Annotated in this window: 22 protein-coding genes and 1 tRNA gene; 22 read left to right on the top strand and 1 reads right to left on the bottom strand. The window is 42.3% G+C overall.

Going from position 1 to position 23,737, the window contains the following annotated elements; all coding sequences use genetic code 11:
• Nucleotides 1-280 precede the first annotated feature (280 nt).
• Nucleotides 281-2,680 carry an endonuclease MutS2 gene (locus IV73_RS04410; protein ID WP_057755416.1) on the top strand — a complete coding sequence of 800 codons (2,400 nt, stop codon included), beginning with the start codon at nucleotides 281-283 and terminating at the stop codon, nucleotides 2,678-2,680.
• Nucleotides 2,681-2,819: 139 nt separating this feature from the next.
• Here the strand turns inward: IV73_RS04410 and IV73_RS04405 are convergent.
• Nucleotides 2,820-2,891 (bottom strand) — tRNA-Glu (locus IV73_RS04405).
• A 188-nt stretch (nucleotides 2,892-3,079) separates the two neighbouring features.
• On the opposite strand from IV73_RS04405, the gene coaBC reads away from it, so the two are divergent.
• From coaBC to IV73_RS04300, 21 genes are all read left to right on the top strand, one after another.
• Nucleotides 3,080-4,297 (top strand): bifunctional phosphopantothenoylcysteine decarboxylase/phosphopantothenate--cysteine ligase CoaBC, encoded by a 1,218-nt coding sequence (coaBC, locus tag IV73_RS04400; RefSeq protein ID WP_057755414.1) that lies wholly within the window; start codon nucleotides 3,080-3,082, stop codon nucleotides 4,295-4,297.
• Nucleotides 4,294-5,460 carry a hydroxymethylglutaryl-CoA synthase gene (locus IV73_RS04395; protein WP_057755412.1) on the top strand — a complete coding sequence of 389 codons (1,167 nt, stop codon included), beginning with the start codon at nucleotides 4,294-4,296 and terminating at the stop codon, nucleotides 5,458-5,460. Before coaBC ends, IV73_RS04395 begins: the two co-directional genes overlap by 4 nt.
• Nucleotides 5,461-5,556: 96 nt before the next feature.
• The gene (locus IV73_RS04390; RefSeq protein WP_057755410.1) at nucleotides 5,557-5,997 is read left to right on the top strand and encodes a nucleoside 2-deoxyribosyltransferase; all 441 of its coding nucleotides are present in this window, start codon (nucleotides 5,557-5,559) and stop codon (nucleotides 5,995-5,997) included.
• A gap of 19 nt (nucleotides 5,998-6,016) precedes the next feature.
• Nucleotides 6,017-6,919, top strand: coding sequence for an N-acetylmuramoyl-L-alanine amidase family protein (locus tag IV73_RS04385; RefSeq protein WP_057755408.1), 903 nt, complete (start codon nucleotides 6,017-6,019; stop codon nucleotides 6,917-6,919).
• Nucleotides 6,920-7,221: 302 nt separating this feature from the next.
• Nucleotides 7,222-8,544 carry a histidine--tRNA ligase gene (hisS, locus tag IV73_RS04380; protein WP_057755406.1) on the top strand — a complete coding sequence of 441 codons (1,323 nt, stop codon included), beginning with the start codon at nucleotides 7,222-7,224 and terminating at the stop codon, nucleotides 8,542-8,544.
• Nucleotides 8,541-10,340, top strand: coding sequence for an aspartate--tRNA ligase (aspS, locus tag IV73_RS04375; RefSeq protein ID WP_057755404.1), 1,800 nt, complete (start codon nucleotides 8,541-8,543; stop codon nucleotides 10,338-10,340). The genes hisS and aspS overlap by 4 nt, the downstream gene beginning before the upstream one ends.
• 17 nt (nucleotides 10,341-10,357) lie before the next feature.
• Nucleotides 10,358-11,236 carry a YitT family protein gene (locus IV73_RS04370; protein ID WP_057755402.1) on the top strand — a complete coding sequence of 293 codons (879 nt, stop codon included), beginning with the start codon at nucleotides 10,358-10,360 and terminating at the stop codon, nucleotides 11,234-11,236.
• A gap of 123 nt (nucleotides 11,237-11,359) precedes the next feature.
• Nucleotides 11,360-11,545 carry a 30S ribosomal protein S21 gene (rpsU, locus tag IV73_RS04365; protein ID WP_057755400.1) on the top strand — a complete coding sequence of 62 codons (186 nt, stop codon included), beginning with the start codon at nucleotides 11,360-11,362 and terminating at the stop codon, nucleotides 11,543-11,545.
• A 114-nt stretch (nucleotides 11,546-11,659) separates the two neighbouring features.
• Complete coding sequence (locus IV73_RS04360) at nucleotides 11,660-12,103, top strand: GatB/YqeY domain-containing protein (protein WP_057755398.1); 444 nt, start codon at nucleotides 11,660-11,662, stop codon at nucleotides 12,101-12,103.
• A 127-nt stretch (nucleotides 12,104-12,230) separates the two neighbouring features.
• Nucleotides 12,231-13,208 carry a PhoH family protein gene (locus tag IV73_RS04355; RefSeq protein ID WP_057755395.1) on the top strand — a complete coding sequence of 326 codons (978 nt, stop codon included), beginning with the start codon at nucleotides 12,231-12,233 and terminating at the stop codon, nucleotides 13,206-13,208.
• Complete coding sequence (gene ybeY / locus IV73_RS04350; protein WP_057755394.1) at nucleotides 13,209-13,691, top strand: rRNA maturation RNase YbeY; 483 nt, start codon at nucleotides 13,209-13,211, stop codon at nucleotides 13,689-13,691.
• Nucleotides 13,669-14,124, top strand: a complete 456-nt coding sequence (locus tag IV73_RS04345; protein ID WP_057755392.1) for a diacylglycerol kinase family protein — start codon at nucleotides 13,669-13,671, stop codon at nucleotides 14,122-14,124. The genes ybeY and IV73_RS04345 overlap by 23 nt, the downstream gene beginning before the upstream one ends.
• A gap of 84 nt (nucleotides 14,125-14,208) precedes the next feature.
• Nucleotides 14,209-15,114 carry a GTPase Era gene (gene era / locus IV73_RS04340; protein ID WP_057755390.1) on the top strand — a complete coding sequence of 302 codons (906 nt, stop codon included), beginning with the start codon at nucleotides 14,209-14,211 and terminating at the stop codon, nucleotides 15,112-15,114.
• 13 nt (nucleotides 15,115-15,127) lie between these two features.
• Nucleotides 15,128-15,925 carry a DNA repair protein RecO gene (gene recO / locus IV73_RS04335; protein ID WP_057755387.1) on the top strand — a complete coding sequence of 266 codons (798 nt, stop codon included), beginning with the start codon at nucleotides 15,128-15,130 and terminating at the stop codon, nucleotides 15,923-15,925.
• Nucleotides 15,926-16,438, top strand: a complete 513-nt coding sequence (locus IV73_RS04330; protein ID WP_057755385.1) for a tRNA (cytidine(34)-2'-O)-methyltransferase — start codon at nucleotides 15,926-15,928, stop codon at nucleotides 16,436-16,438.
• Nucleotides 16,439-16,542: 104 nt separating this feature from the next.
• Nucleotides 16,543-17,454, top strand: a complete 912-nt coding sequence (truB, locus tag IV73_RS04325) for a tRNA pseudouridine(55) synthase TruB (RefSeq protein ID WP_057755383.1) — start codon at nucleotides 16,543-16,545, stop codon at nucleotides 17,452-17,454.
• Between the two features lie 14 nt (nucleotides 17,455-17,468).
• Nucleotides 17,469-18,407, top strand: a complete 939-nt coding sequence (gene ribF / locus IV73_RS04320) for a riboflavin biosynthesis protein RibF (protein ID WP_057755381.1) — start codon at nucleotides 17,469-17,471, stop codon at nucleotides 18,405-18,407.
• A 31-nt stretch (nucleotides 18,408-18,438) separates the two neighbouring features.
• Nucleotides 18,439-20,142 (top strand): NFACT RNA binding domain-containing protein, encoded by a 1,704-nt coding sequence (locus tag IV73_RS04315; RefSeq protein ID WP_057755379.1) that lies wholly within the window; start codon nucleotides 18,439-18,441, stop codon nucleotides 20,140-20,142.
• A gap of 219 nt (nucleotides 20,143-20,361) precedes the next feature.
• A complete protein-coding gene (locus tag IV73_RS04310; RefSeq protein ID WP_057755378.1) occupies nucleotides 20,362-21,339 on the top strand; it encodes an ABC transporter ATP-binding protein in 978 nt (325 codons plus the stop codon).
• A gap of 5 nt (nucleotides 21,340-21,344) precedes the next feature.
• The gene (locus IV73_RS04305) at nucleotides 21,345-22,172 is read left to right on the top strand and encodes an ABC transporter permease (RefSeq protein WP_057755375.1); all 828 of its coding nucleotides are present in this window, start codon (nucleotides 21,345-21,347) and stop codon (nucleotides 22,170-22,172) included.
• Between the two features lie 24 nt (nucleotides 22,173-22,196).
• Complete coding sequence (locus IV73_RS04300) at nucleotides 22,197-23,303, top strand: glycosyltransferase family 2 protein (RefSeq protein ID WP_057755374.1); 1,107 nt, start codon at nucleotides 22,197-22,199, stop codon at nucleotides 23,301-23,303.
• Nucleotides 23,304-23,737 lie beyond the last annotated feature (434 nt).

Here is a 23,737-nt window from a genome sequence, read left to right as displayed (position 1 = left end):
ATGTGGAGATGCGCGCTTGGGTTATCAATTGGTATTAGTGAACTAAACCACCTGTTTTGTAACGGGTGGTTTTTTTCATCTAATTGGAAGCAATCATTCTGAACTTACAGTAGATCCAAGCCCTTCAACTGGTTAGAACCGCCTAAGATATGCTAAACTAAGCTATATATATTTATAAAATTAAAAGATAAAAATTAAATCAGAATCGGGTATGCAAGTCGGTGTGGATGACGAGCACTGAAAATATGGTACTCAAAGATTATTTTGAAGGAGGTTCAAAATGAATTCAAAAATTTTAAAAACGCTTGAATATGATGCAGTCAAAGCTAAAATTAAGCCGTTCTTAATGACGGCGGGGGGTGAAATTGAGTTGGAGCAACTGCACCCCACTACGGATGCTGAACAAATTCAGCAATGGCTAGCGGAAACGTCAGATGCCTATTTGATTTTACGGCGCGCTGCTGCCTTTCAAATGCCTCGTTTAGCTGATATTAAAAGCCCCATGCAGCGGGTGTTGATTGATGCAGATTTAAATGGCTCGGAATTAGTTCAAGTGGGCCGCGTGTTATGGGCGACTGGACAGGTCGAACAAACTTTCGTTAATTTTGCGACTGATCAAGGAGAAGCTTTACCAGCCTTAATGCCCTATGTAAAAGCATTAATCACCTTACCGGACCTAAGCAAGTCGTTACGTCAGGCGTTGGATCAAGATGGTCGGTTGCAAGATGATGCTTCAGCTGAACTACATCGATTGCGGCAAGCAATTACGGGCACGGAAAACGCAATACGACAGAAGATGCAAGACTATACTCGTGGGAATACCGCTAAATATTTATCAGACCCAATTGTGACAATGCGTAATGATCGGTATGTAGTGCCTGTTAAGGCTGAATACCGTAGTAAATTGAGTGGAGTCGTGCATGATCAGAGTCAAACGGGGCAAACCTTGTATGTTGAGCCAGCGCCTGTCGTGGATATGAATAATCGCTTACGCGAATATCAGCTCAAAGCGTATGCGGAAGAACAGCGTGTGCTGCATGAACTTTCACAACGCCTCAAACCGGAAGCAGAAAACATTTTACACAATGCTGCGCTCCTAGGTCATTTGGACTTTGTTTTAGCGAAAGGTCAATATGCGGTACAATTAGGAGCCACGGAGCCCGCGGTGAGTGCAACACAAGAAGTTAATTTAATACAAGCACGGCATCCTTTGCTCGATCAAGCTAAAGCGGTGGCTAATGATATTATCTTGGGGAAAGATTATACAGCAATTATTGTGACTGGTCCTAATACAGGTGGAAAAACTATTAACTTAAAGACTCTGGGCTTGCTGCAATTAATGGCCCAGTCAGGTTTGTTTTTGCCGACCGCGGAACATTCAACTGTGGGGGTCTTTGATAATGTCTTTGCAGACATTGGGGATGAACAATCGATTGAACAATCATTGTCAACATTTAGCTCGCATATGGTAAACATTATTGAGATTCTCAAGCACTTGACGAAGCAATCATTAGTGCTCTTTGACGAATTAGGTGCTGGAACTGATCCGCAAGAAGGAGCGGCTTTAGCCATGGCAATTTTGGATGCCGTGGGTGAAGTTGGTGCTTATACGGTAGCGACGACCCATTATCCCGAATTAAAAGTTTATGGTTATAATCGCGCAGCCACAATTAATGCCTCGATGGAATTTGACATTGAGACGTTACAACCTACTTATCATTTATTGTTAGGCATTCCAGGGCGTTCAAATGCTTTGGATATCGCCCAGCGTTTAGGCTTGCCAACGGAGATTGTTCAACAAGCACGCGGGTTGACGGATAATGAAGCGCAAGAACTAAATGAAATGATTCAAGATTTGGTTGATCAACGAAATGCAGTGCGGACTGAGCGGGTGGAGTTAGATGCTCAATTAGCTGATAATCAGCAGCAAGCAGCACAATTAGCTCATGCTCAAAATCAATTAGAGGTGCAAAAGGCGCAATTATTACAAAAGGCACAACAAGAAGCCAATCATATTGTCGCGGATACGCGGAAAAAAACGCAACGTATTATTGATGATTTGCATCAAATGCAACGAGCGGGGGCCGCGGGAATTAAAGAAAATAAGATTATTGATGCTAAAGGGAGCTTAAATCAATTACAACAGACACCTACAGCTGAAAATAATCGGATTTTACGGAAAGCAAAGGCGGCTAAAAATGTGGCGATTGAAGTGGGCGATACCGTTTTGGTCCGAGAATATGGTCAACAAGGAACAATTGTCCGCAAGCTGAAAGATGGTAAATACGAAGTTCAAATTGGAATTTTGAAAATGGTTGTTGGTGGGGATGAGATTGAAAAACAAACCGCTAATCCAGCTAAGCAAAACGTTAAGAAGGCTAAAGCTAGCGGTAAACCAAGGCATGCACGGTCAGTTTCAACGAATCAGGCCATGAACCGAGCCCATGCTTCGGCCACTTTGGATCTGCGCGGAGAGCGTTATGAACCAGCGATGCAAGAATTAGATCGATTCATTGATTCTGCTTTGCTGAATAATTTACAAAGCGTTGAAATTATTCATGGTAAAGGGACGGGAGCCATCCGTAAAGGGGTACAAGAGTATCTACGGTCGCATCATTCGGTGAAAAATTTTGATTATACTGGACCCGATCAAGGTGCTACCTATGTGGAGTTGGCTTAAGTGAGTACAGTGTTTAATTGATGAATGTAATATCTAAAAAGAGGAAGCCGACAATTAGGCTTCCTCTTTTTGATTGAGCTGAATACCGTAAATTTATACAAAAAAATAAAGCCCTCAAGACTGAGGACTTTATGGACGATAGCTCATCAGGGAGTCGAACCCTGGATGCCGGTGTGAAAAACCGGAGTCTTAACCGCTTGACCAATGAGCCATTATTACTTGTTGTCGCTTAACAACAAATAATATAATAACAAGTTTAAAAGTGTTTGGCAAGCTTTTTTTTGAAAATAAAGTAAAAAATTTGCGAAAATGGGGAAGTAGGGTAAAATAATAGCGTAGTAAGCTGAAATTTAATCCAGAATATGGTTAGCTTGTAATGATTGGAAATGAGGTTCCAAGATGTTTGAAAATAAGAAAATAGTATTAATTGTGACCGGCGGTGTGGCAGCATATAAGTCAGCCCGGGTGGCCCGCTTATTGATGCGAGCTGGGGCTGAAGTACGCGTAGTAATGACAGCGAATGCTTTGGAATTTATGACGGAAAAAACGTTTGCAACCTTGACCAAACATGCCGTTTTAACTGACTTATTTAAAACGGCCGATGCGCAGGTGGCTCATATTGAATGGGCAGATTGGGCGGATTTATTTTTCGTGGTCCCAGCCACGGCTAATTTCATTGGTAAGTTGGCTCAAGGATTAGCTGATGATGCCGCTTCCACGGTAGCGATTGCCAGGCATACGCCGATGTTAATCGCGCCGGCAATGAATCCGGCCATGTATGAAAATCCAGCGGTTCAACGCAATTTGGCGCAACTACGTCAAGACGGCGTAATGATTATTGAGCCAACTGAGGGTCTCTTAGCTGAAGGCTATCAGGGGCAAGGACGGATGCTTGAGCCCGAAGAGTTACTAGCAAGTGCCGAATTGCAATTACGGCAAGTGATGACTCAAATGCCATTACAAGGGCAAAAGTTTCTGGTGACAGCTGGCGGAACCAAAGAAGCTTTGGATCCTGTTCGCTTTATCGGAAACCATTCTTCCGGTAAAATGGGTTACGCTGTTGCTCAGGCACTCCTTGAATGGGGGGCAGATGTAACTTTGATTACAACAGTGAATTTACCAAGTCCAGCGGGGGTTAGAGTGGTCCCTGTTCAATCCGCACGTGAAATGAAAGCCGCCCTACAAGCCGATTTTGCGCATGTGAATGGCGTTGTGATGGCCGCAGCTGTGGCTGATTACCGACCACTCACTGTTGCGTCCCAAAAAATTAAAAAGCAAGACGGTGCGAACTTGGAATTCACGCTTCAAGAAAATCCAGATTTATTAGCTACATTGGGGCAAGCCAAACAGCAACAGATTTTAGTAGGTTTTGCGGCCGAGACAAATGATTTGATTGAACACGCTAATCTTAAATTAACGAAGAAAAATGTAGATTTGTTAGTAGCCAATGACGTTACTCAGCCGGGGAGTGGTTTCCAAACGGACACTAATCTAGTGACTTTCTTACAGCCAGGATTAGAGCCAAAACCTTTGCCAATCTTACCAAAGGTTGAAGTAGCACGGAAAATTGTGCAACAAATTGTGCAGATTCAACGAGAACGGGGAGATATTAAATGAAAATTGGAATTGATCAAATGAGTTTTTTTTCACCGCATCTCTATATTGAGATGTCCGACTTAGCGCAAGCCCGTGGTGAAGACCCCAACAAATATCTCATTGGGATTGGTCAGACACGCCAAGCTGTGATTCCACCAACGCAAGATGCGGTGACCATGGGAGCCAACGCGGCGGCGCCTTTGATGACCGATGAATTACGACAAACCTTGGATTTAGTTATTTTTGCAACTGAGTCCGGTATTGACCAATCAAAGTCGGGGGCAGCTTATCTGCAACGTTTATTAGGTATTCAAAAGTATGCACGGACGATTGAATTAAAACAAGCTTGTTATTCTGGAACGTACGGCTTGATGCAGGCCCGTGATTATGTAGCTGTTCATCCGGATCGGAAAGTCTTAGTGGTTGCCAGTGATGTGGCCCGTTATGGACTAAAGACGAGTGGTGAAGTGACGCAAGGTGGGGGCGCAGTTGCGATGCTTGTGAGTGCTGATCCACAAATTTTAACCTTGGAAAATGATAGCCAGTTTATGACAGATGATGTAATGGACTTTTGGCGGCCGAATTATGCAACTGAGGCGCGGGTTGATGGTAAGTATTCAAGTAATGTTTATCAAGAGTTCTTTAAAGAGTTATGGGATCGTTACCGCAAACAAACAGGTCGGACCATTGATGATTTCGATGCTTTAGTTTTCCATTTACCTTATACTAAGATGGGTAAAAAGGGCTTGCAAATGGTCTTACCTGAAGCTGATGAATTGCAACAAAAGGAACTGCTAGCCCAATTTGAGGCCAGTCAAAAGTATAGCCGGCAGATTGGTAATTTATATACGGGCTCGTTATATTTAAGCCTTTTGTCACTATTAAATGAAACGCCTGGTTTGAAGCCGGGCGCGCGTCTCGGACTCTTTTCATACGGTTCAGGAGCTGAGGGCGAGTTCTATTCAGGAATCTTGCAGCCTAAATATCATGCTGGCTTAGTGTCAAACCAAGTGCCTGACTTATTAAGTCGGCGTCAAGGCCTCTCAATTGCGCAGTATGAGCAGATTTTTGAACAAACCCTGCAAGGATCAGCTGATCGTGAATTAGAAATTAAAAATGATCCAGCACAATTTGTCCTCGCCGGCTTGAAAAACGAACGGCGCCAATATTTAAAACAACATTAATTTTATTAAAAAAGGACGATTTTAATAGGCGTTCAGCGGGAAATCATGTAGAATAATTTAATAGACAGAGTTGATTATTAATAAGGAGAACCTACGATGGCACAAATTTATTTAGCAGGTCCGTTTTTTAGCGATGAACAAATCGCACGATTGGAACGCGTTGAGGCAGCGTTGACTCAGAATCCGACAGTGGAAGATTTTTATAGTCCTTTTCGGCATCCATTAGAAGATTTGGAATTTGGTTCAAAGGAATGGGCTAGCGCTATTTTTGCTGAAGATCGTCATGAATTACACACTGCTAAAGCAGTTGTAGGCATCGTGGATTATGTTGAAGATCATGTGGACCCCGGGACTGCTTGGGAACTTGGTTATGCTGGGATGCAAGAAAAGCCAGTCATTGTCTTTAAGGAAAAGGATGGAGGCATTAATCTGATGATTTCGGTACCTGGTCATGCCTTTATCCGTCAAGCTGAAGACTTAGCAACCTATGATTTTAATCAATTACCAAAGAGTGAATGGGATGGACCGGTATTTTAAATGGTGAAGGAGTAAGCTTGTGGTTTTTAGACGCGGATGGGAAATCTTGCGACAATTCTTAGTGCGCTTTTGGATCCCCTTGTCAATTACGGTGGGGATGTTAGCAGTTGCAATTTCTTTTACAGTAGTTTTAATGGCCCGCCAACAGATTACGGTGCATATTCCTAATATTACGGTTCGTCAAGGACCAGATGTTTTACGACCGGCAGAAGGAATGTTAAAGTCGGGTGAACATTTGGATATCTTAGATCGGGAAAACGGTTGGTATAAAATTCAGCGTGAAGATGAAACAACGGGCTGGGTGGCCGGTTGGTTATTGGAACGTAAACAACCAATTAAGCATATGAACTTGTTATCAGAAGCGACCATTGAATTGGATCCTGGACATGGTGGGTCAGACAACGGTGCAACTAGCTCGGATGGGCAGCATTATGAGAAAGATTATACGTTAGCCTTAACGAATCGCGTTAAAAATGAGTTGCAGCAACAATATGGGACACGCGTAGTGATGTCACGCGATACGGATGAAGTTGTGGGCTTATTGAAGATTCCAAAAGTCGGTGAAGCAAAACGGGCTAATGCATTTATCTCATTCCATTTTGATGCAACCGAAAAGAAAGATACGGGAAGCGGCTTTACGGCTTATTATGGGCGAGAAGATAATACATCACAGGAATTGGCACAATATCTCAATTCTGCGATGGCACCACAGATGCCCATGCAAAATTTAGGGGTTAAGCAAGCTGATTATATAGTTTTGAAATATAATCAGGTGCCCGCCGCGTTACTAGAAAACGGCTATATTAATTCAACGAAGGATTTCAAGTATATTCAAAAAGCCAGTTATCAAAATCAAATTGCGCGGTTAATTCCGACCGGTTTGGAGCAGTATTTGAATTATCGCTCGCGACAGGTGCAATAACTTGAAATTATAGGACAGTTACGGCATAATAAAAGAGATTATTATGATCAACGAAAAAGACGAACTAAGGCGAAAAAGATAGCGAACGGGGAATGGTGCGAGCCCGGCTTGGCAGCTTTAGTGTGACACTTTTGAGATCGACGTTCTAAAACGCGGTGGTGCCGTTATAACCAGAGTCTAAACCAAGGTGGTACCGCGCGATGAAGCGCCCTTGACGAATGTATTCGTTAGGGGCGCTTTTTATTAAATTAGGTAGTAACGTTGCAGATCATGAAATAAAAGAAGATTAGAGAAGAGGAAAAATGGGAAAGAATATTTATCAAAAGCCTAAGGGGACGGCGGACTTAATGCCCGAAAATTCGGCCCAATGGCATTATGTTGAAGAAACAGCGCGACTATTATTTAGTGATTATCAATATCATGAAATTCGTACGCCGATTTTTGAAAGTTTTGAGGTCTTTTCACGGACATCCGGTGATACTTCCGACGTTGTGACCAAGGAAATGTATGATTTCAAAGATAAAGGCGATCGGCATTTAGCTTTGCGCCCTGAAGGAACGGCGGGTGTAGTGCGGGCCTTTGTTGAGAATAAACGTTTTGGGCCTGAATTTGCAAAGCCCTATAAAGCTTTTTATATTGGACCAATGTTTCGGTATGAACGGCCTCAGGCAGGACGGATGCGTCAATTCCATCAAATTGGGGTAGAAGCCTTTGGATCAACGGCGCCGACATTAGATGCCGAAGTTATTGCGATGGCCGTTGACTTCTTCCAGACGTTAGGTTTGACGAATTTAAAAGTGGTTGTGAATACCTTGGGTGACCAAGCGTCTCGTGACGCTTATCGGACGGCTTTGATTGCCTACTTGAAGCCACATTTTGATGATTTATCAGCGGATTCACAAGTGCGTTTTGAAAAAAATCCCTTGCGTGTTTTAGATTCTAAAGATTCTGCGGACCAGGCTATTGTGGATGGAGCACCATCAATTTTGGATTATCTGTCAGAGGATGCACAAGCTCGCTGGGGTGCCTTACAAGCTGCTTTGGAAGCATTGGGTATTAATTATGAAGTTGATGCAAATGTGGTGCGTGGATTGGATTACTATAATCACACCATTTTTGAAATTATGACCCAGTCACCAGCTTTAGGACATGGGTGGACGACCATCGCTGGCGGGGGGCGTTATAACGGCTTAGTTGAAGAATTAGGCGGACCGGAAATGCCTGGAATTGGCTTTGGAATTGGCTTGGAGCGGTTAATGTTATTGCTTGAGGCGGAACATGCTGCTTTGCCAAGTACCCCACCGTTGGATGTTTACGTGATTAGTCAAGGGGCTGGGACGGACTTGGCTGCCTTGCAGATGGTTCAAGCGGTGCGCTCCTTTGGTTATTCAGCCGATCGCGATTATTTAGATCGGAAATTGAAAGCGCAGTTTAAGACAGCGGATCGTCAAAATGCACGTTACACGATTGTGATTGGTGAGCGTGAGCTGGCCGAACAAAGCGCTAACTTAAAGAACCTAGCCACCCATGAGGAGATTACGGTTAAGTTGGCGGAACTTTATACTAATTTACCAGCTTATTTAGAAACAGAGCCCAGCCAAGAAGAAGGAGTAGATGAAGCATGAAACGAACAAATTATGCAGGACTAATTGATGAAAGTTATCTCGGTCAAACGGTAACTTTACAAGGTTGGGTTCAAAAGCGTCGTGATTTGGGAGCCTTAATTTTTATTGATTTACGTGATCGAAAAGGACTTGTTCAGCTGACATTTGCAGATGAATTTAATTCAGAAGCTTTACATGCAGCCGAACAGGTGCGGACCGAATATGTGATTGAAGTAACTGGTTTGGTGGCAGCACGCGAAGGTGCGATTAATGAAAATATGCATTCGGGAAAGATTGAAGTTCAAGTGCAACATTTAGAGGTTTTGGCAACGGCTAAAACAACCCCGTTTGCGATTGACGATAATGTGGAAGCTTCCGATGATTTACGGTTAAAGTACCGTTACTTAGATTTGCGCCGGCCACAAATGCAAAAAAACCTAATCTTGCGGTCAAAGATTACGGCGGCCACGCACGCCTTTTTGGATGCAAATGGGTTTATTGATATTGAAACGCCCTATTTAGCTAAGTCAACGCCAGAGGGGGCCCGTGATTATTTGGTACCTTCGCGAATCAATCCCGGCTCATTTTACGCTTTGCCACAATCACCACAACTATTTAAGCAGCTGTTGATGGGGGCTGGCTTTGATCGGTATTATCAAGTGGCGCGCGCCTTTCGTGATGAAGACTTACGAGGGGATCGACAGCCAGAATTTACCCAACTTGATGTGGAAACTTCATTTATGAGCCAAGCTGAAATCATGGATTTGGTTAATCAGTGGATGGTTACGATTATGGATAAAGCAGTTGGGTATGATTTAGACCCAGCGCAAATTCCTACGTTAACCTGGCAAGAAGCGATGGATCGGTTCGGAACGGATAAGCCTGACTTGCGTATTGGGATGGAATTGATTGATTTATCAGAGTTGATGCAAAACTCAACCTTTAGCGTCTTTTCCAAAGCCGTGGTTGATGGTGGTCAAGTTAAAGCGATTGTGGTGCCGGGAGCAGCGCAAGCTTATTCACGCAAAGCATTGGATCAAAAGGTGCAGTACGTTGAGCGTTTTGGGGCTAAGGGTTTGCCTTGGTTAAAGGTGACTGATGAAGGCATTAATGGACCCATTGCGAAATTCTTTGCTGACGATAGTGCCGCTTTGATGGAAGCAACTGGTGCGCAGGCCGGGGATTTGATTGTCTTTGCTGCAGATCAAAATCCGGTCGTAGCAGCCACTTTGGATGCAATGCGGCGGATGTTTGCGGCCGAGCAAGATTTGATTGACGAAAGTCAGTGGGCGTTTGCTTGGATTGTAGATTGGCCTTTGTTTGAATACCAACCAGAAGAAGATCGTTGGATTTCTGCTCATCACCCATTTACCATGCCAAATGAAGAAGACTTGTCGTTACTTGATACAGTGGAAGGGGCCCATCAAGCGCATGCCCAGTCATACGATTTGGTCTTGAACGGTTATGAATTGGGCTCAGGTTCCATCCGTATTCACCGGATGGATATTCAACAGAAAATGTTGCGAGCCCTTGGCTTTACACCAGCAGCAGCGCAAGAGGCCTTTGGCTTCTTGTTAGAGGGAATGGAGTATGGTTTCCCGCCAATGGGTGGAATTGCTTTAGGTTTGGATCGTTTGGCGATGCTTTTGGCCGGTACGGATAATATTCGGGAAGTCATTGCTTTCCCAAAGAATTCTAAGGGAACCGAACCAATGACGGAAGCCCCATTGCCAGTAGCTAAAATTCAATTGGACGACCTTGGATTGCAAGCTCCAACATATGCGGATATTGATGCGCCGAATATGGCCGAAGAATAAGGAGGAATATCCAAACTATGCAATCAGTTGAAAGCTATATGCGGAATCATGAATATACCAGTCGCTTAACGGCTGCGGTGGTTTATGCGGTTTGTGCGGCGATTGCTTTGAATTTCTTTTGGACCCCTGGTCATATCTATTCTTCGGGGTTCACCGGATTAGCACAATTAATGAGCACGATTACCCAACGTTTTGGCGTCACAATTCCCGTTTACATTCTCTTTGTCGGCTTTAATTTGCCACTTTTGATCTTTGCCCGTAAAGAGATTGGTGGCCGTTTTACTTTCTTTACGGCGGTGGCAATCTTCTTGGCTTCATTTGCCATGCGTTTTGTTACGGGACCAGCGCGACCATGGACTCATGATCCTTTGATTGATGCCATTTTCGGGGGGATTATCAACGGATTTGGAACAGGATTTGCTTTACGTAACGGGCTGTCAACTGGCGGTTTAGATATAATCGGGATTGTGGTCCGACGAAAATACGGCATTAATATGGGGAGCGCCAATTTAATTTTCAATTTCTTTATCTTATTAGGAGCGGGTATTTTATTTGGTCCAAAATACGCCCTCTATACGGCGATTGGTTTGGTCATTAATGCACGGATGATTGATTCATTGTATACACGGCAACAAAAAATGCAAGTTATGATCATTACCGAGCGACCACAAGAAGTGGCTGATTCATTACAAAATCAATTACGACGTGGAATCACTATCGTGCATCATGCCGAGGGGGCTTATAATCACCGGCCTAAAGAAATTTTGTTTACCGTTATTTCTTTGTACGAAGAAATGGATGCGTATCAAGCTATTCAATTAGCTGATCCAGGGGCTTGGTCATCAATGTGGAAAATTGAACGGACCTTTGGCCGGTTCTATGAGCCGCGCCTGTAAGCAACTGGCTTATAAAAAATATGGGAAAGGTCTTGCTTTAAGTAAAGGGCTTTGCTAAAATTAAATCTTGAACATAGTGTCAGCTATCTAGCTAATTAAACACGAGAAAGGAGGGAATTTATCATGACTAAGACTGTTGTTCGTAAGAATGAGTCTCTTGATGATGCTCTCCGTCGTTTCAAGCGTGGTGTGTCAAAGGATGGAACTTTGCAAGAATATCGTAAGCGCGAATTCTATATCAAGCCATCAGTACAGCGTAAGCTTAAGGCCGAAGCTGCACGGAAGCGCAAGAACAAGAAGAGCCATTAATTGGTTCATGACCGGACTATTGAAAAATAGTTCGGTTTTCTTTTAAAATACGGTGTTTTATTGTCAATTAGAACCCACTTAAAAGAGCACTAATTGGGATTAAGGAGGATGGAAATGAGCTTATTAGAGGCACTTACAAATGATATGAAAACGGCCATGAAGGCTAAAGATAAAGCGGCCTTATCAGTTGTGCGGATGTTAAAGGCCGCGGTTTCAAATGAACAAATTAAGGTTGGACACGATTTGACTGCTGAGGAAGAAGTTGCCGTTTTGTCACGCGAATTAAAGCAACGAGTGGAAGAACAGGAATCATATGTGGCTGGTGGACGCGAAGAGTTGGCCGAAGAAATTGCCCAACAAATTGAAGTTGTGAAGCGGTATATGCCAGCCCAACTAGACGCAGCAGAAGTTGAAGCATTAGTTCAAGAAACGATTGCTGAAGTGGGCGCTACTTCAAAAAAGGATATGGGTAAAGTGATGGGTGCCTTGATGCCTAAGGTTAAGGGGAAGGCTGACGGTAAGTTAGTTAAGGACTTAGTTCAAAAACACCTAGATTAATGTGTAATGTCAAAAAGATATTCTCAGTATTTGGAGGATATCTTTTTTTAATTGTTCGGCTTAACTTATTTTTTTTGTCCCCTTGCGGTATAATATCAAAAGATAGACTTTAAAAAGAGGAAATGTTTTGGTAAAAAAATTATATCAATTTGAGAATACAGAACAGCAGTTAGGCATTATTGGACCTCAAGACAGCAATTTAAACTTGTTAGCTGAAGGGTTAAAGGTATCTTTAACGACCGTGGGCGATCAATTACAAATTGTGGGTGAGGAAGATAATGCTGTTGCAGCCTGGGCTGTCATAGATCAATTAACCCACTTAATTAAAAAGGGGCTTAGATTAGCTCCAGCTGATTTTATGAGTGCGGTTACTATGGCTCAGCGAGGAACGCTAGAATATTTTAAGGACCTTTATACTGAGACGCTCTTAAGAGACCAAAAAGGTCGGGCCATTCGGGTAAAAAGCTTTGGTCAGCGTCAATATATTCAATCAATCCGCAATAATGACATAACGTTTGGAATTGGACCGGCTGGAACCGGGAAAACTTTTTTGGCGGTCGTCATGGCGGTGGCAGCGTTAAAGCGGGGGGATGTTGAACGCATCATTATTACCCGACCAGCTATTGAAGCCGGCGAAAGTTTAGGCTTTTTGCCAGGTGATTTAAAAGAAAAAGTTGACCCTTATTTACGGCCAATTTACGATGCATTATATGTTGTTTTAGGTAAAGAACATACTGAACGTTTATTGGAGCGGGAAACGATTGAAATTGCACCACTGGCTTATATGCGGGGGCGCACGTTAGATAGTGCCTTTATAATCTTAGATGAAGCACAAAATACAACGCCGCAACAGATGAAAATGTTTTTAACACGGTTTGGTTTTGGATCGAAGATGATAGTGAATGGTGATATTTCACAAATTGATTTAGCTAAAAATCAACAGTCAGGCTTAATTCAGATTGAAAAAGTCTTGTCAGGAGTAAAAAGAATTGAATTTGTTCGTTTTGCCACTAATGATGTGGTGCGGCATCCGGTGGTCGGAGCGATTGTTCAAGCTTATGAGCATTATGATGAACAAGTGAAAGCAGAAAGGAAGGATCAATAAATGGATTTGGCGATTTATGATCAAACAGCGGATGGAGTAACCGAAGCGCATCTTAAATTAGTCCAGGATGTTTTAGAATTTTCGGGAAATTATTTAAAATTACCGGAAAATACTGAAATGTCAGTTACTTTTGTGAACAATGATGAAATACAACGGATTAACCGTGAATATCGGGATTTGGATCGTCCGACGGATGTTATTTCATTTGCGTTAGAGGATGATGACGATGATTTACCACTCATTATGGATGATGAAATGACAGCAGAATTGCCTAAAAATATTGGTGATATTTTTGTATCCGTTGATAAAGTGCAAGAACAGTCAGCATTTTTGGAACATTCTTTTGAAAGAGAACTGGGCTTTTTGGTGGTACATGGCTTTTTGCATTTGAATAATTATGACCATATGCGCAGTCTTGAAGATGAACGCGTAATGTTCAAATTACAACGGGAGATTTTAGATGACTTTGGGCTCGCCCGATAAGCAGGGTAAACTGGAGCAACAGCCGGGAGAAAAGCTCCAAATTGAAAAAAATACTGGTTTTTTACAATCGTTTGGGCATGCAGTCGAAGGAATTGGTCAGTTATTAAAACGCGAGCGGAATATGCGGTTTCATTTTTTTGCTTCATCCGTGGTGATTTATATTGGCTTTATGTTGAAGATTAATCGGCAAGATTGGTTGTGGATTGCCATGGCGATTTTTGCGGTGGTTATGGCTGAATTTGTGAACACAATGATTGAGACGATGGTTGATTTGGTTGTGGGGCAGATGTATCATCCTCTGGCCAAGGTAGCAAAAGACGTGGCCGCAGGCGCGGTGGTGTTTGCGGCGGTTTATGCAATTGCGGTTGGGACAATTGTGTTTTGGCCTTATTTAATCCCCCGCATTAGCCAGATGTTACAGTATCAATTTTAAAAAATAGTAGACGTTAGATCTAAAAGGGCGCTTAACGGAAGGCTTGATGATCGAAATGAGAAAGTAAGATGAGGAAAACAACGAATGAGTGAAGAATTTAAGTCTGGATTTATTGCCTTAGTCGGACGGCCTAATGTGGGGAAGTCGACCTTGTTAAATCAGATGATTGGTGAAAAAATCGCGATTATGTCACCCAAGGCACAGACCACGCGGAATAAGATACAAGGAATCTACACGACAGATGAAGGACAAATTGTCTTTTTGGATACGCCTGGAATCCATAAACCACAGAATTCTTTAGGGGATTATATGGTGAAAACTGCGATGTCAGCGATTCGAGAGTCTGATATGGTATGGATGCTTGTTGACGCCTCACAAGAACGTGGGCGCGGTGATAATTTTATCATTGAACGTTTGAAGGAAAGTAAGACGCCAGTTTATTTGATTATCAATAAAATCGACTTAGTAAAGCCTGAAGATTTATTAGCGATTATTGCGGATTATCAAACTCAAATGAATTTTGCGGAAATTTTCCCAATCTCAGCGCGACAAGATGACGGAGTACAAGAGCTCCTAGATTTTGCGATGCCAAAAATGGAAGCTGGTCCGCAGTATTATCCGGCCGACCAAATTACGGATCACCCCGAGCGGTTTATCATGGCTGAATTAATTCGGGAAAAAGTTTTACAGTTGACGCGGCAAGAAGTTCCGCACTCTGTGGCGGTGGTGATTGATAAAATCGAACGACAAGATGAACAGCATCTGCATGTTCAAGCAACAATTGTCGTAGAACGGCCTTCACAAAAGAACATTGTGATTGGTAAACAAGGTTCAATGATTAAAGAAATTGGGACCCGGGCGCGGCGTGACATCGAACGACTTTTGGGCGACAAGGTTTTCTTAGAGACTTGGGTGAAAGTGGAAGAGCGCTGGCGCGACAAGCCGCAAGCTTTACAAAGTTACGGTTATAAAGAGGATGCCGACGTTTAAGTAGGGGGCAAGCATGGCGGATCAACCATTAACCACGTTTCATGGGATTGTGATGTATCAACGCGAACATAAAGAGCGCGACTTATTAGTAAAAATTTTGACGCGTGAAGCTGGTAAGAAGATGTTTTTTGTTAAAAGCGGTAAGAGTAAGCGTAATCGTTTTAGTGCGGAACTCCAACCCTTGGCGCAGGCCACCTATGAAGGTACCTTGAACCAGCGCGGGCTGAGTTTTATTACGGATATTAAAGCCCAACAAGCTCAGCCAGAATTTATGGAAGATATCGAGTTGAACGCGTACGGCGTGTATATTTTAGGCCTAATTGATTCAGCGTTTGTTGATAATCAACCTTTATCGGCATGGTACGATTTAGCTGCTTTAGGACTGGAAAAATTAAAACAGGGCGCTAGTCGGCAAGGCATTGCTAACTATTTTGAACTAGCATTGTTGCCAGCCTTTGGGGTGCAGATGGTTTTTAATCATTGTGTGATTTGTGGTCGACGGGATCTGCCACTTGATTTTTCAGACCATTATCATGGGGCCATCTGTCAAAATCATTTTGACCAAGACTTAGAACGCTGGCATATTAATCCGCGTGCGATGTTGATTTTGGGCCGTTTAGCGACGGTCCCTTTAAAACAAATTGGGACACTTCGCTTAAAACCCGAGACGACTTCGGAAATGGCTCGCTTGATGAATCATATTTACGATGACCAAGTTGGAGTGCATTTAAAGAGTAAATCTTTTATTCAAAAATTAAATTTATGGCAGGCGCGGTTAAGTGAGCGCCCGTCATCAGAGGAGACACCATAGATGACCAATCATATTGTTTTATTTGAACCCTTGATGCCAGCCAATACTGGTAATATTGCGCGTACGGCAACGGGGACGAATACCAAATTACATCTTATTGAGCCATTAGGGTTTCAACTGGATGATAAGCATTTAAAGCGCGCCGGTTTAGATTATTGGGATACGGTTGATATCACGATTCATCCGAATTTAGAGGCGTTTATGCAAACCTTAACGGACACGGACGAGCTGTTTTTAATTTCAAAATTTGCGGATCGGAGTTATACGCAAGCTAATTACCAGAAACAAGATCATGAGTATTATTTTATGTTTGGTAAAGAGACGACGGGGTTGCCAGAAGAGTTTATGCAAACCCATCGCGAGTTAGCTTTGCGCATTCCCCAAAACGATCAACATATTCGCGCTTTGAACTTGTCAAATACGGCTGCCATTGTGATTTATGAGGTATTACGGCAACAAAATTTTCCTGGTTTAGAAATGGTTCATACGTATGAACATGATAAACTGAAGTAGGTCGGTCTTATAATAATGTAATTAATTAAAGAATGGGAGCGTTGGTCGAGGAACATGCAAGGTGGGCCTGTCTGAAGTTCCCTTTTTGAATTTAGGAGTTTGGTATGGATGGAATTATTGGGGTATATAAGCCCAAAGGCATGACTTCACACGACGTGGTTTTTAAGTTACGTAAAATTTTACAGATGAAAAAAATTGGTCATGCTGGGACTTTGGATCCAAATGTGGACGGTGTTTTACCCGTCGCTTTGGGTCGAGGAACTAAAACTATTGAATTTTTGCAGGCGGCAGGGAAGACCTATACCGGGTCGGTCACGCTTGGATTGGCGACGGAAACGGAAGATTTAGACGGGGCGGTCGTGGAAATAAAACCCGTTTTGCAGCCCGTGGCTTCTGCTCAAATTCAAACAGAGATGGCCAGATTAACGGGAACGATTACGCAAGTACCACCAATGTATTCAGCTGTTAAGGTGAATGGTCGGCGTTTATATCAATATGCCCGGGCTGGTGAAACGGTCGAACGTCCCAAGCGACAAGCTGAGATTTATCAATTTGAATTGGTTGGGACGCCAGAGTATGATGCTCAGCAGCAAACGCAGACTTTTCAATTTCGCGCAGTCGTTTCAAAGGGGACGTATATTCGCACGCTAGCGGTGGATTTAGGTCGAGCATTGGGTTACCCGGCTGTGATGAGCCAATTAACGCGTGAGCAATCCGGTGGCTTTACGTTAGAAGATACGCATACCCTTGAGGAATTCGCCGAGCGGATGCAAATGACTGGTGATTTAGGTGGTTGGGTTGAACCGCTTGATTATGCATTAAAAGATTTCCCACATTTTACTTTGAGTGCGTCCCAATGGGGTGAGGTCAAAGATGGGAAAGGGTTACCAGCTAGCGAGGTACCAAAGACAGCTCCGCAATTAGTGTATGTTTATGCGGGCGAAGTTAAGTCGGTGGTCGCTTGGAATGCAGAGAAAAATCAGTATCGTCCCTATCGGACCTTTAAAATTCATTAAAAAGGAGCACGCCAATGCAAGTTTTTAAATTACATCATCCATATACAGCAGCAGACTTAGATAGGCAGCCGGTAGTTTTAGCGATGGGCTTTTTTGATGGCGTCCATGTAGGCCATCAAGCGGTTTTAGCAAAGGCGCGGGCTGTGGCTGAGGAGCAAGGATTGCCTTTGGCGGTTTTGACATATAATCAACATCCTTCGTTAGTGTTTAAAAAGCAACCGCAACCATTTAAGTATGTTAGTCCGTTAAAGCAAAAGTTGGTCTTATTTGAAGCGCTGGGTGTTGAGCGGGTTTTTGTAGTTGATTTCACTTCCAAATTAGCAGCCTTATCTCCGCAGGCCTTTGTAGAACAATATATGGTGGGACTCCACGCTAAGACGGTTGTGGCGGGCTTTGACCATACATTTGGGCCACGCGAGACAGCCAATATGCAGACCTTGCCATTATTAGCTGAGCAGCGGTTTGCTGTGGTGGAAGTCCCTCGTCAAATGGTGGTCCAAGAAGAAGCCTCATCGACTAATATTAGAAAGCATCTTGGCCAACGTGAGATAAAGTCCGTTAACCAATTATTAGGGCGCATTTACACGACAGATGGTGTGGTGGTGCATGGTGATGCGCGCGGGCGGCAAATGGGGTTTCCAACCTTGAATATTGTGACACCAGAAAATGAACTATTACCCGGCGATGGCGTTTATGTCGTGGAGGTGTTATTAAACGGTCAGTGGTATGGTGGTATGGCCCAAATCGGTTATAACGTAACCTTTGAGTCGAATCGGGATAAAACGTTAGAAATTAATTTATTTGATTTTCATGGTGAAGTTTATGGTGAACAAGTGCAGATTCATTGGCATCAATTCTTGCGTTCAGAAGTTAAGTTTGCGGGGGTGGAAGCGTTGACCCAACAACTTATAGAAGACCGAACAGTTAGTAAAGATTATTTAGCTCATTTGTAGTGAGTGTTATAGAAAGGAAAGTAGGTTTTTTATGTCATTTGATGGTTTATTTACCCATGCAATGGTTCGTGAATTAAATCAAACTTTGGCGGGCGGACGGATTACAAAACTGCACCAGCCTTATCCTAATGAGATTTTTATGGTAGTGCGGAATCATCATCAAAACTATCCAGTTTTGTTAAGTGCCCACCCGAACTTTGCACGGGCCCAAATTTCTAAAATTAAATACACGAATCCGCAAACGGCACCGAATTTTGTCATGATGTTACGTAAACACCTCGAAGGTGCTCAGTTGTTGAGTGTTGAACAAATTGAAAATGATCGTATTATTAAATTTGCGACCACGGGGCGCAATGAATTAGGTGATGAAGAGAAGACTTCCCTTTATTTAGAAATGATGGGACGGCATTCGAATTTGTTTTTAGTTGATGAAGCTAAGCAACGCATTATTGATTTAATTAAGCACGTTTCACCTGATCAAAACCGGGTCCGCTCGCTGATTCCAGGGGGTCAGTATGTTCAGCCACCAAAACAATCGGGATTGATTAACCCCTTTACTTCATTACAAGGGTTAGCACCTTTAATTTTAGAGCATCCGGACGTTGAGACACTCGCGCCAGCCTTACAACAACATTTTCAAGGATTAGCGCGTGATTCGAGTCTTGAGTTTGCGACGGTGGTACTACAGTCGGGTGATTCTATGGCATATGCTAAGGCGTGGTTAGCGGCTTTTGATCATCCGCAGCCGCAGTTAGTAACGACGGATCAAAAGATGGCGTTTGCCACCTTTGATTGGCTGACCTTACCGGGTGAAAAGACGTATTTTGACACTTTGTCGGAAATGTTGGATCAATATTTTGCGGATAAATCCGAACGGGATCGCGTTAATCAACAAGCTAGTGTTGTGCTGCGCGTAATTAAAAATGAGTTAAAAAAGAATCGAAATAAGGTTAAAAAGTTTGAACAAGAGTTAGCACAGGTTGACCATGCGGATGAGTTGAAGGTCAAAGGCGAGCTTTTGACGACTTACATGCATGAAGTAGAACGGGGGATGAATTCAATCGATTTGCCAAATTATTATGATGATAATCATCCATTGACCATCGCTTTATCAAATCAATTGAGTCCATCACGTAATGCGCAAAAATATTTCACCCGTTATAATAAATTAAAAACGTCTGTGAAATATATCAATGAACAGATGGCTTTAGCGCAAACGGAAATTGCTTATTTTGAAAATTTGCAAGAACAAGTCGCCTTGGCGGCTCCCCGCGATATTGAAGAAATTAAGCAAGAGTTGATTCAAGAGGGTTACTTACGTTTACAGACTAAGAAGAAGCAAAAACCTAAGGTAAGTGCACCGGAAAAGTTTTATGCTAGTGATGGGACGTTAATTGAGGTGGGAAAAAACAATCTGCAAAATGAACGTTTATCGATGCATACGGCCAATCGTAATGATATCTGGTTACACACAAAAGACATTCCTGGGTCACACGTTGTTTTGCATACTAGTGAACCGAGTCCAGCAACCTTGTTGGAAGGTGCTCAATTAGCAGCGTATTTCTCAAAGGCTCGAGATTCATCAAATGTGCCGGTTGATTATTTACCGGTGAAACGGTTACGAAAACCCAATGGATCCAAACCAGGATTTGTCATTTTCGAAGGGCAACAGACGCTGACGGTGACCCCTAGTGCGGCGGTAGTTCAACGGTTACGACAAGCGCCAGCTAAATAGCCGTAAGTATAAATTTGGCTATTTTAAAATTTTGCTGCGCTTATTTAGATATTAAAAACTGCATAAGACTTAGGGATATGGTGTTACAACCGGTCTTGACTGATTACAATAGATATAATAGTATTTTTTAACATACATCAAAGCTTGAAAAATCAGTTCAGGTTTTATACGATATTTCTAAATGGGTTCGAATTAACTAAAAATAGTAAGGAAGATAAAATGTCCGAACAAGAAGAGCAATATACAGTGCGTGCGAAAGGAATTACAAAAAATTTCCAATTATTTTCGACGCAAGCAGAAAAACTAAAATCGATTTTTAAAGGTAATACGGACGCTGCTGATTTTTGGGCTCTCCGGGGTATTAATTTTGATATTGAACCAGGTGATGTGGTCGGAATTGTAGGAACAAATGGCTCGGGGAAGTCAACCTTGCTCAATATTTTGAGCGGAGTTATTCCACAAACTTCTGGGACTTTGGAAATTAATGGTTCGATTGGTGTGGTGGCCATTAATGAAGGCTTAAACTGGGATTTGACAGGCCGTGAAAATATTCGTCTAAAGCAGTTGATGATGGGGATGACCAATAAAGAAATTGATGCGGCAATGCCTGATATTATTGAATTTTCCGAATTAGGGGAGTTTATTGATCAACCAGTTAAAGATTATTCTTCTGGAATGCGTTCTAAGTTAGGCTTCTCGATTGTCACGCATAATGATCCTGATATTTTAATTGTGGACGAAGCGTTATCTGTTGGAGACCAAAACTTTTCGAAAAAGGCTTTGGGTAAAATTCGTGAATTTATTGCGCAAGGGAAGACGATTTTCTTTGTTTCGCATGATTTAGAGCAAGTTCGCGAATTTACGAACAAGGTCATGTGGATTCAGTATGGTGAAATGCGTGATTTCGGGGCGACTAAAAAAGTTGCGGATGAATATCAGGCCTTTACAGCTAAACTCGATCAAATGTCAGAAGAAGAGCGAACGGCGTTTGTGAATACTGAAAAGAATCAACAACAATTATTTACTATTGAACAATTACAAGATCAGTTTGCTATTCAAAAGGTACCTGAGGATGAAGTACGTGAAGTAACAAAGTTGCGAAGCTTTGAGGGCTTCAATAGTTTCAGCTTATGGGTTAGCTTGCTCTTAATTATAGGGTTAATGGTTTTGGTAATTATGAGAGGATACGGTAGGTAATTAAAATGTGGATTATAATTAAATCAATTTTTCAGTTAGCAGCCGATCAAATTCAAAATATTGGCTTGACGGTGCGTCTGGCCATTTATGATACGCGGGCCAATAATGCGCATAAATACTTGGGGAGCTTGTGGGAAATTTTGGATCCCCTATTTCAAGTTTTGACCTACGCGGTTATCTTTGGTGGCGGCTTTCAAACACGGGCACCTCAAGATGGAATGCCATATTTTACGTGGATGGCGGTAGGGTTTGCGGCCTGGTATTTGGTCAATCAAGGTTTCTCTGACACAATTCGTTCCATTCAAACGCAACTATACATGGTGAAAAATGTTAAGTTTCCGGTAGTAATTTTACCCATGATTCGAGTCGTACAGGTTATTCCGGCCGTACTATCGATTTCGGTTGTGGCAGCAATTGCGATGCTTGTCACCGGTCATTTTCACCCAAGTGTTTATTGGCTACAGATTGTTTATTATTTGTTTGCAGCTTTTGTTATGCTCTTTTTCTTAGGAATCTTCAATGCGACAATTAATATCTTAATTCCCGATTATGACTTAGCTATCCGGCAAGTGCTCCGGTTACTTTTCTTCGTTTCAGGAATTTTGTCTGAACCAGTACAAGGGAATGGCTTTAATAACTTTATTTATTACATTTCGCGAATTAATCCGTTCTATTATATTGTAAATGGGTGGCGCGGGACTTTCTTAAATAATGAGTGGTTTTGGAATTCTCCAACTGTGATGGCAATTTTCTGGTTAGAGATGGCTTTCTTTGCAATTATCGGAACCCACCTATACTTAAAATTTAAAGATCAATTAATTGATTTTGTTTAAAAATGGAAATACATGGAGACAAAAATGACTGATAAAAAAGTAACGGCGGCGATTGTCACATATAATCGTTTGGCGCTCTTAAAAGAATCATTGGCTGCGGTCTTAAACCAAACAGACTACCTCAGCCATGTGATTGTGGTAAATAATAAGTCCGATGATGGGACGAAAGAGTATTTAGCAACCATTAGTGATCCCCGGGTGTTGGTGTATAATTCACCGGAAAACCTAGGAGGCGCGGGTGGCTTTAACCAAGCAGTACGTTTATTTATGGAACAATTAGATGATGATTATGTATGGTTGATGGACGACGACACCATGGTGGAGCCAGATGCTTTGAAGTATTTGGTAGATTTTATGGATGAACACCAGCATGTTGGCTTCGTCAATTCAGTAGTCCGTTGGGGGGCCCGGAATGGGAACCCCTCTTGGATGAATGTTCCAGCACCACGCGTTTTCACATGGCAAACAGCTTTAAATTATGATAATCCCGGGATCGAAGTTGTTAATTCAACTTTTGTTTCGGTCATGTTTTCAAGAGCAATGGTGAACAAGGTTGGTTTGCCTCAGAAGGAATACTTTATCTGGGGTGACGACATGGAATTTACGAATCGAATTGCGGATGTCGATCGGGGCTACACCGTCGTAAAGTCGGTGGCCGTGCATAAGTCTAAAGAAAATTCGATGCCGGGTGATATTATCCGGGAAAAGGATGATTCACGTCTATGGCGGTATCGGTATGAATTCCGGAATCGGGTGTTAACGGCACGTCGGATTTCTAAACGTGAAATGCGCCTTGTGGCGTGGGGAGCCTTGCGCTATGAATTGCCACGAGTCTTATTGAAGCGCAATATTAAATTCCGCTGGCAAAAAGCCGGGATGATTATTAATGGTGTCTTTAAAGGACTTGCTTTCAATCCCGAAATTGAGTATGTCAATGGTAAGCCAAAAGAGCCCATCCGCTCAATTAATGCTTTATTGCGGGCTTATCAGCTGGCAAATCCGGATGAACGCATGACTTTGGATCGCGAATTGGAGATTATCGATACGTATCAATTGGATGATTTGCGTGGCAAAACCGCTAAAGCAGATCAATTTATTGCTGATTATAAAAAAGATTATCAAAATAAATAGTAGCGCAGGCCAGTGTCAAAACTGGTCTTTTTTGATGTTTAATAAAAATCGAACAGCAGATGTAATATTTCAAATATTACGCTTATATAAATGCTTAAATGCTGTGAAATATACATAGTAATGCATAATTACTTTCTAAAACATATAATTAGTCAAAGAAATATTTCAAAAAACGAATATTTCGGGTAAAAGGATTAACCTGAGCAGGTTCATCGGTTCTGGACAGCTATGTTATTATCAAAGTAGGTGATTTTATGGATAAATACAAAAAAATTCATGAGAACGTTTGCAAAATGTAAACGTTTTACTTATAATAGTTACTGTAGTGGTTAATGTTTTATGAGCAACATCATTTTGCAAATAATACTACAGAAATGTTATACTTTTGTAATTAATTTTCATAAAACTAACTTGAAATGTAAAAATTATACACA

This window comes from Weissella kandleri (assembly GCF_001438705.1).
Lineage (GTDB): Bacteria > Bacillota > Bacilli > Lactobacillales > Lactobacillaceae > Weissella > Weissella kandleri.
The sequence above is the reverse complement of the archived record's forward strand: the minus strand, read 5'-3'. Positions and strand labels throughout refer to the sequence as shown.

Excerpts from the sequence above, each read along its gene's own strand:
- IV73_RS04300 (WP_057755374.1), top strand. The coding sequence starts at position 22,197 with ATGACTGATAAAAAAGTAACGGCGGCGATTGTCACATATAATCGTTTG.
- truB (WP_057755383.1), top strand. The coding sequence starts at position 16,543 with ATGGATGGAATTATTGGGGTATATAAGCCCAAAGGCATGACTTCACAC.
- IV73_RS04360 (WP_057755398.1), top strand. The coding sequence starts at position 11,660 with ATGAGCTTATTAGAGGCACTTACAAATGATATGAAAACGGCCATGAAG.
- hisS (WP_057755406.1), top strand. The coding sequence starts at position 7,222 with ATGGGAAAGAATATTTATCAAAAGCCTAAGGGGACGGCGGACTTAATG.
- coaBC (WP_057755414.1), top strand. The coding sequence starts at position 3,080 with ATGTTTGAAAATAAGAAAATAGTATTAATTGTGACCGGCGGTGTGGCA.
- IV73_RS04310 (WP_057755378.1), top strand. The coding sequence starts at position 20,362 with ATGTCCGAACAAGAAGAGCAATATACAGTGCGTGCGAAAGGAATTACA.
- ribF (WP_057755381.1), top strand. The coding sequence starts at position 17,469 with ATGCAAGTTTTTAAATTACATCATCCATATACAGCAGCAGACTTAGAT.
- recO (WP_057755387.1), top strand. The coding sequence starts at position 15,128 with ATGGCGGATCAACCATTAACCACGTTTCATGGGATTGTGATGTATCAA.
- IV73_RS04410 (WP_057755416.1), top strand. The coding sequence starts at position 281 with ATGAATTCAAAAATTTTAAAAACGCTTGAATATGATGCAGTCAAAGCT.
- IV73_RS04345 (WP_057755392.1), top strand. The coding sequence starts at position 13,669 with ATGACTTTGGGCTCGCCCGATAAGCAGGGTAAACTGGAGCAACAGCCG.
- IV73_RS04305 (WP_057755375.1), top strand. The coding sequence starts at position 21,345 with ATGTGGATTATAATTAAATCAATTTTTCAGTTAGCAGCCGATCAAATT.
- IV73_RS04370 (WP_057755402.1), top strand. The coding sequence starts at position 10,358 with ATGCAATCAGTTGAAAGCTATATGCGGAATCATGAATATACCAGTCGC.
- era (WP_057755390.1), top strand. The coding sequence starts at position 14,209 with ATGAGTGAAGAATTTAAGTCTGGATTTATTGCCTTAGTCGGACGGCCT.
- IV73_RS04395 (WP_057755412.1), top strand. The coding sequence starts at position 4,294 with ATGAAAATTGGAATTGATCAAATGAGTTTTTTTTCACCGCATCTCTAT.
- ybeY (WP_057755394.1), top strand. The coding sequence starts at position 13,209 with ATGGATTTGGCGATTTATGATCAAACAGCGGATGGAGTAACCGAAGCG.
- rpsU (WP_057755400.1), top strand. The coding sequence starts at position 11,360 with ATGACTAAGACTGTTGTTCGTAAGAATGAGTCTCTTGATGATGCTCTC.
- IV73_RS04315 (WP_057755379.1), top strand. The coding sequence starts at position 18,439 with ATGTCATTTGATGGTTTATTTACCCATGCAATGGTTCGTGAATTAAAT.
- IV73_RS04390 (WP_057755410.1), top strand. The coding sequence starts at position 5,557 with ATGGCACAAATTTATTTAGCAGGTCCGTTTTTTAGCGATGAACAAATC.
- IV73_RS04330 (WP_057755385.1), top strand. The coding sequence starts at position 15,926 with ATGACCAATCATATTGTTTTATTTGAACCCTTGATGCCAGCCAATACT.
- aspS (WP_057755404.1), top strand. The coding sequence starts at position 8,541 with ATGAAACGAACAAATTATGCAGGACTAATTGATGAAAGTTATCTCGGT.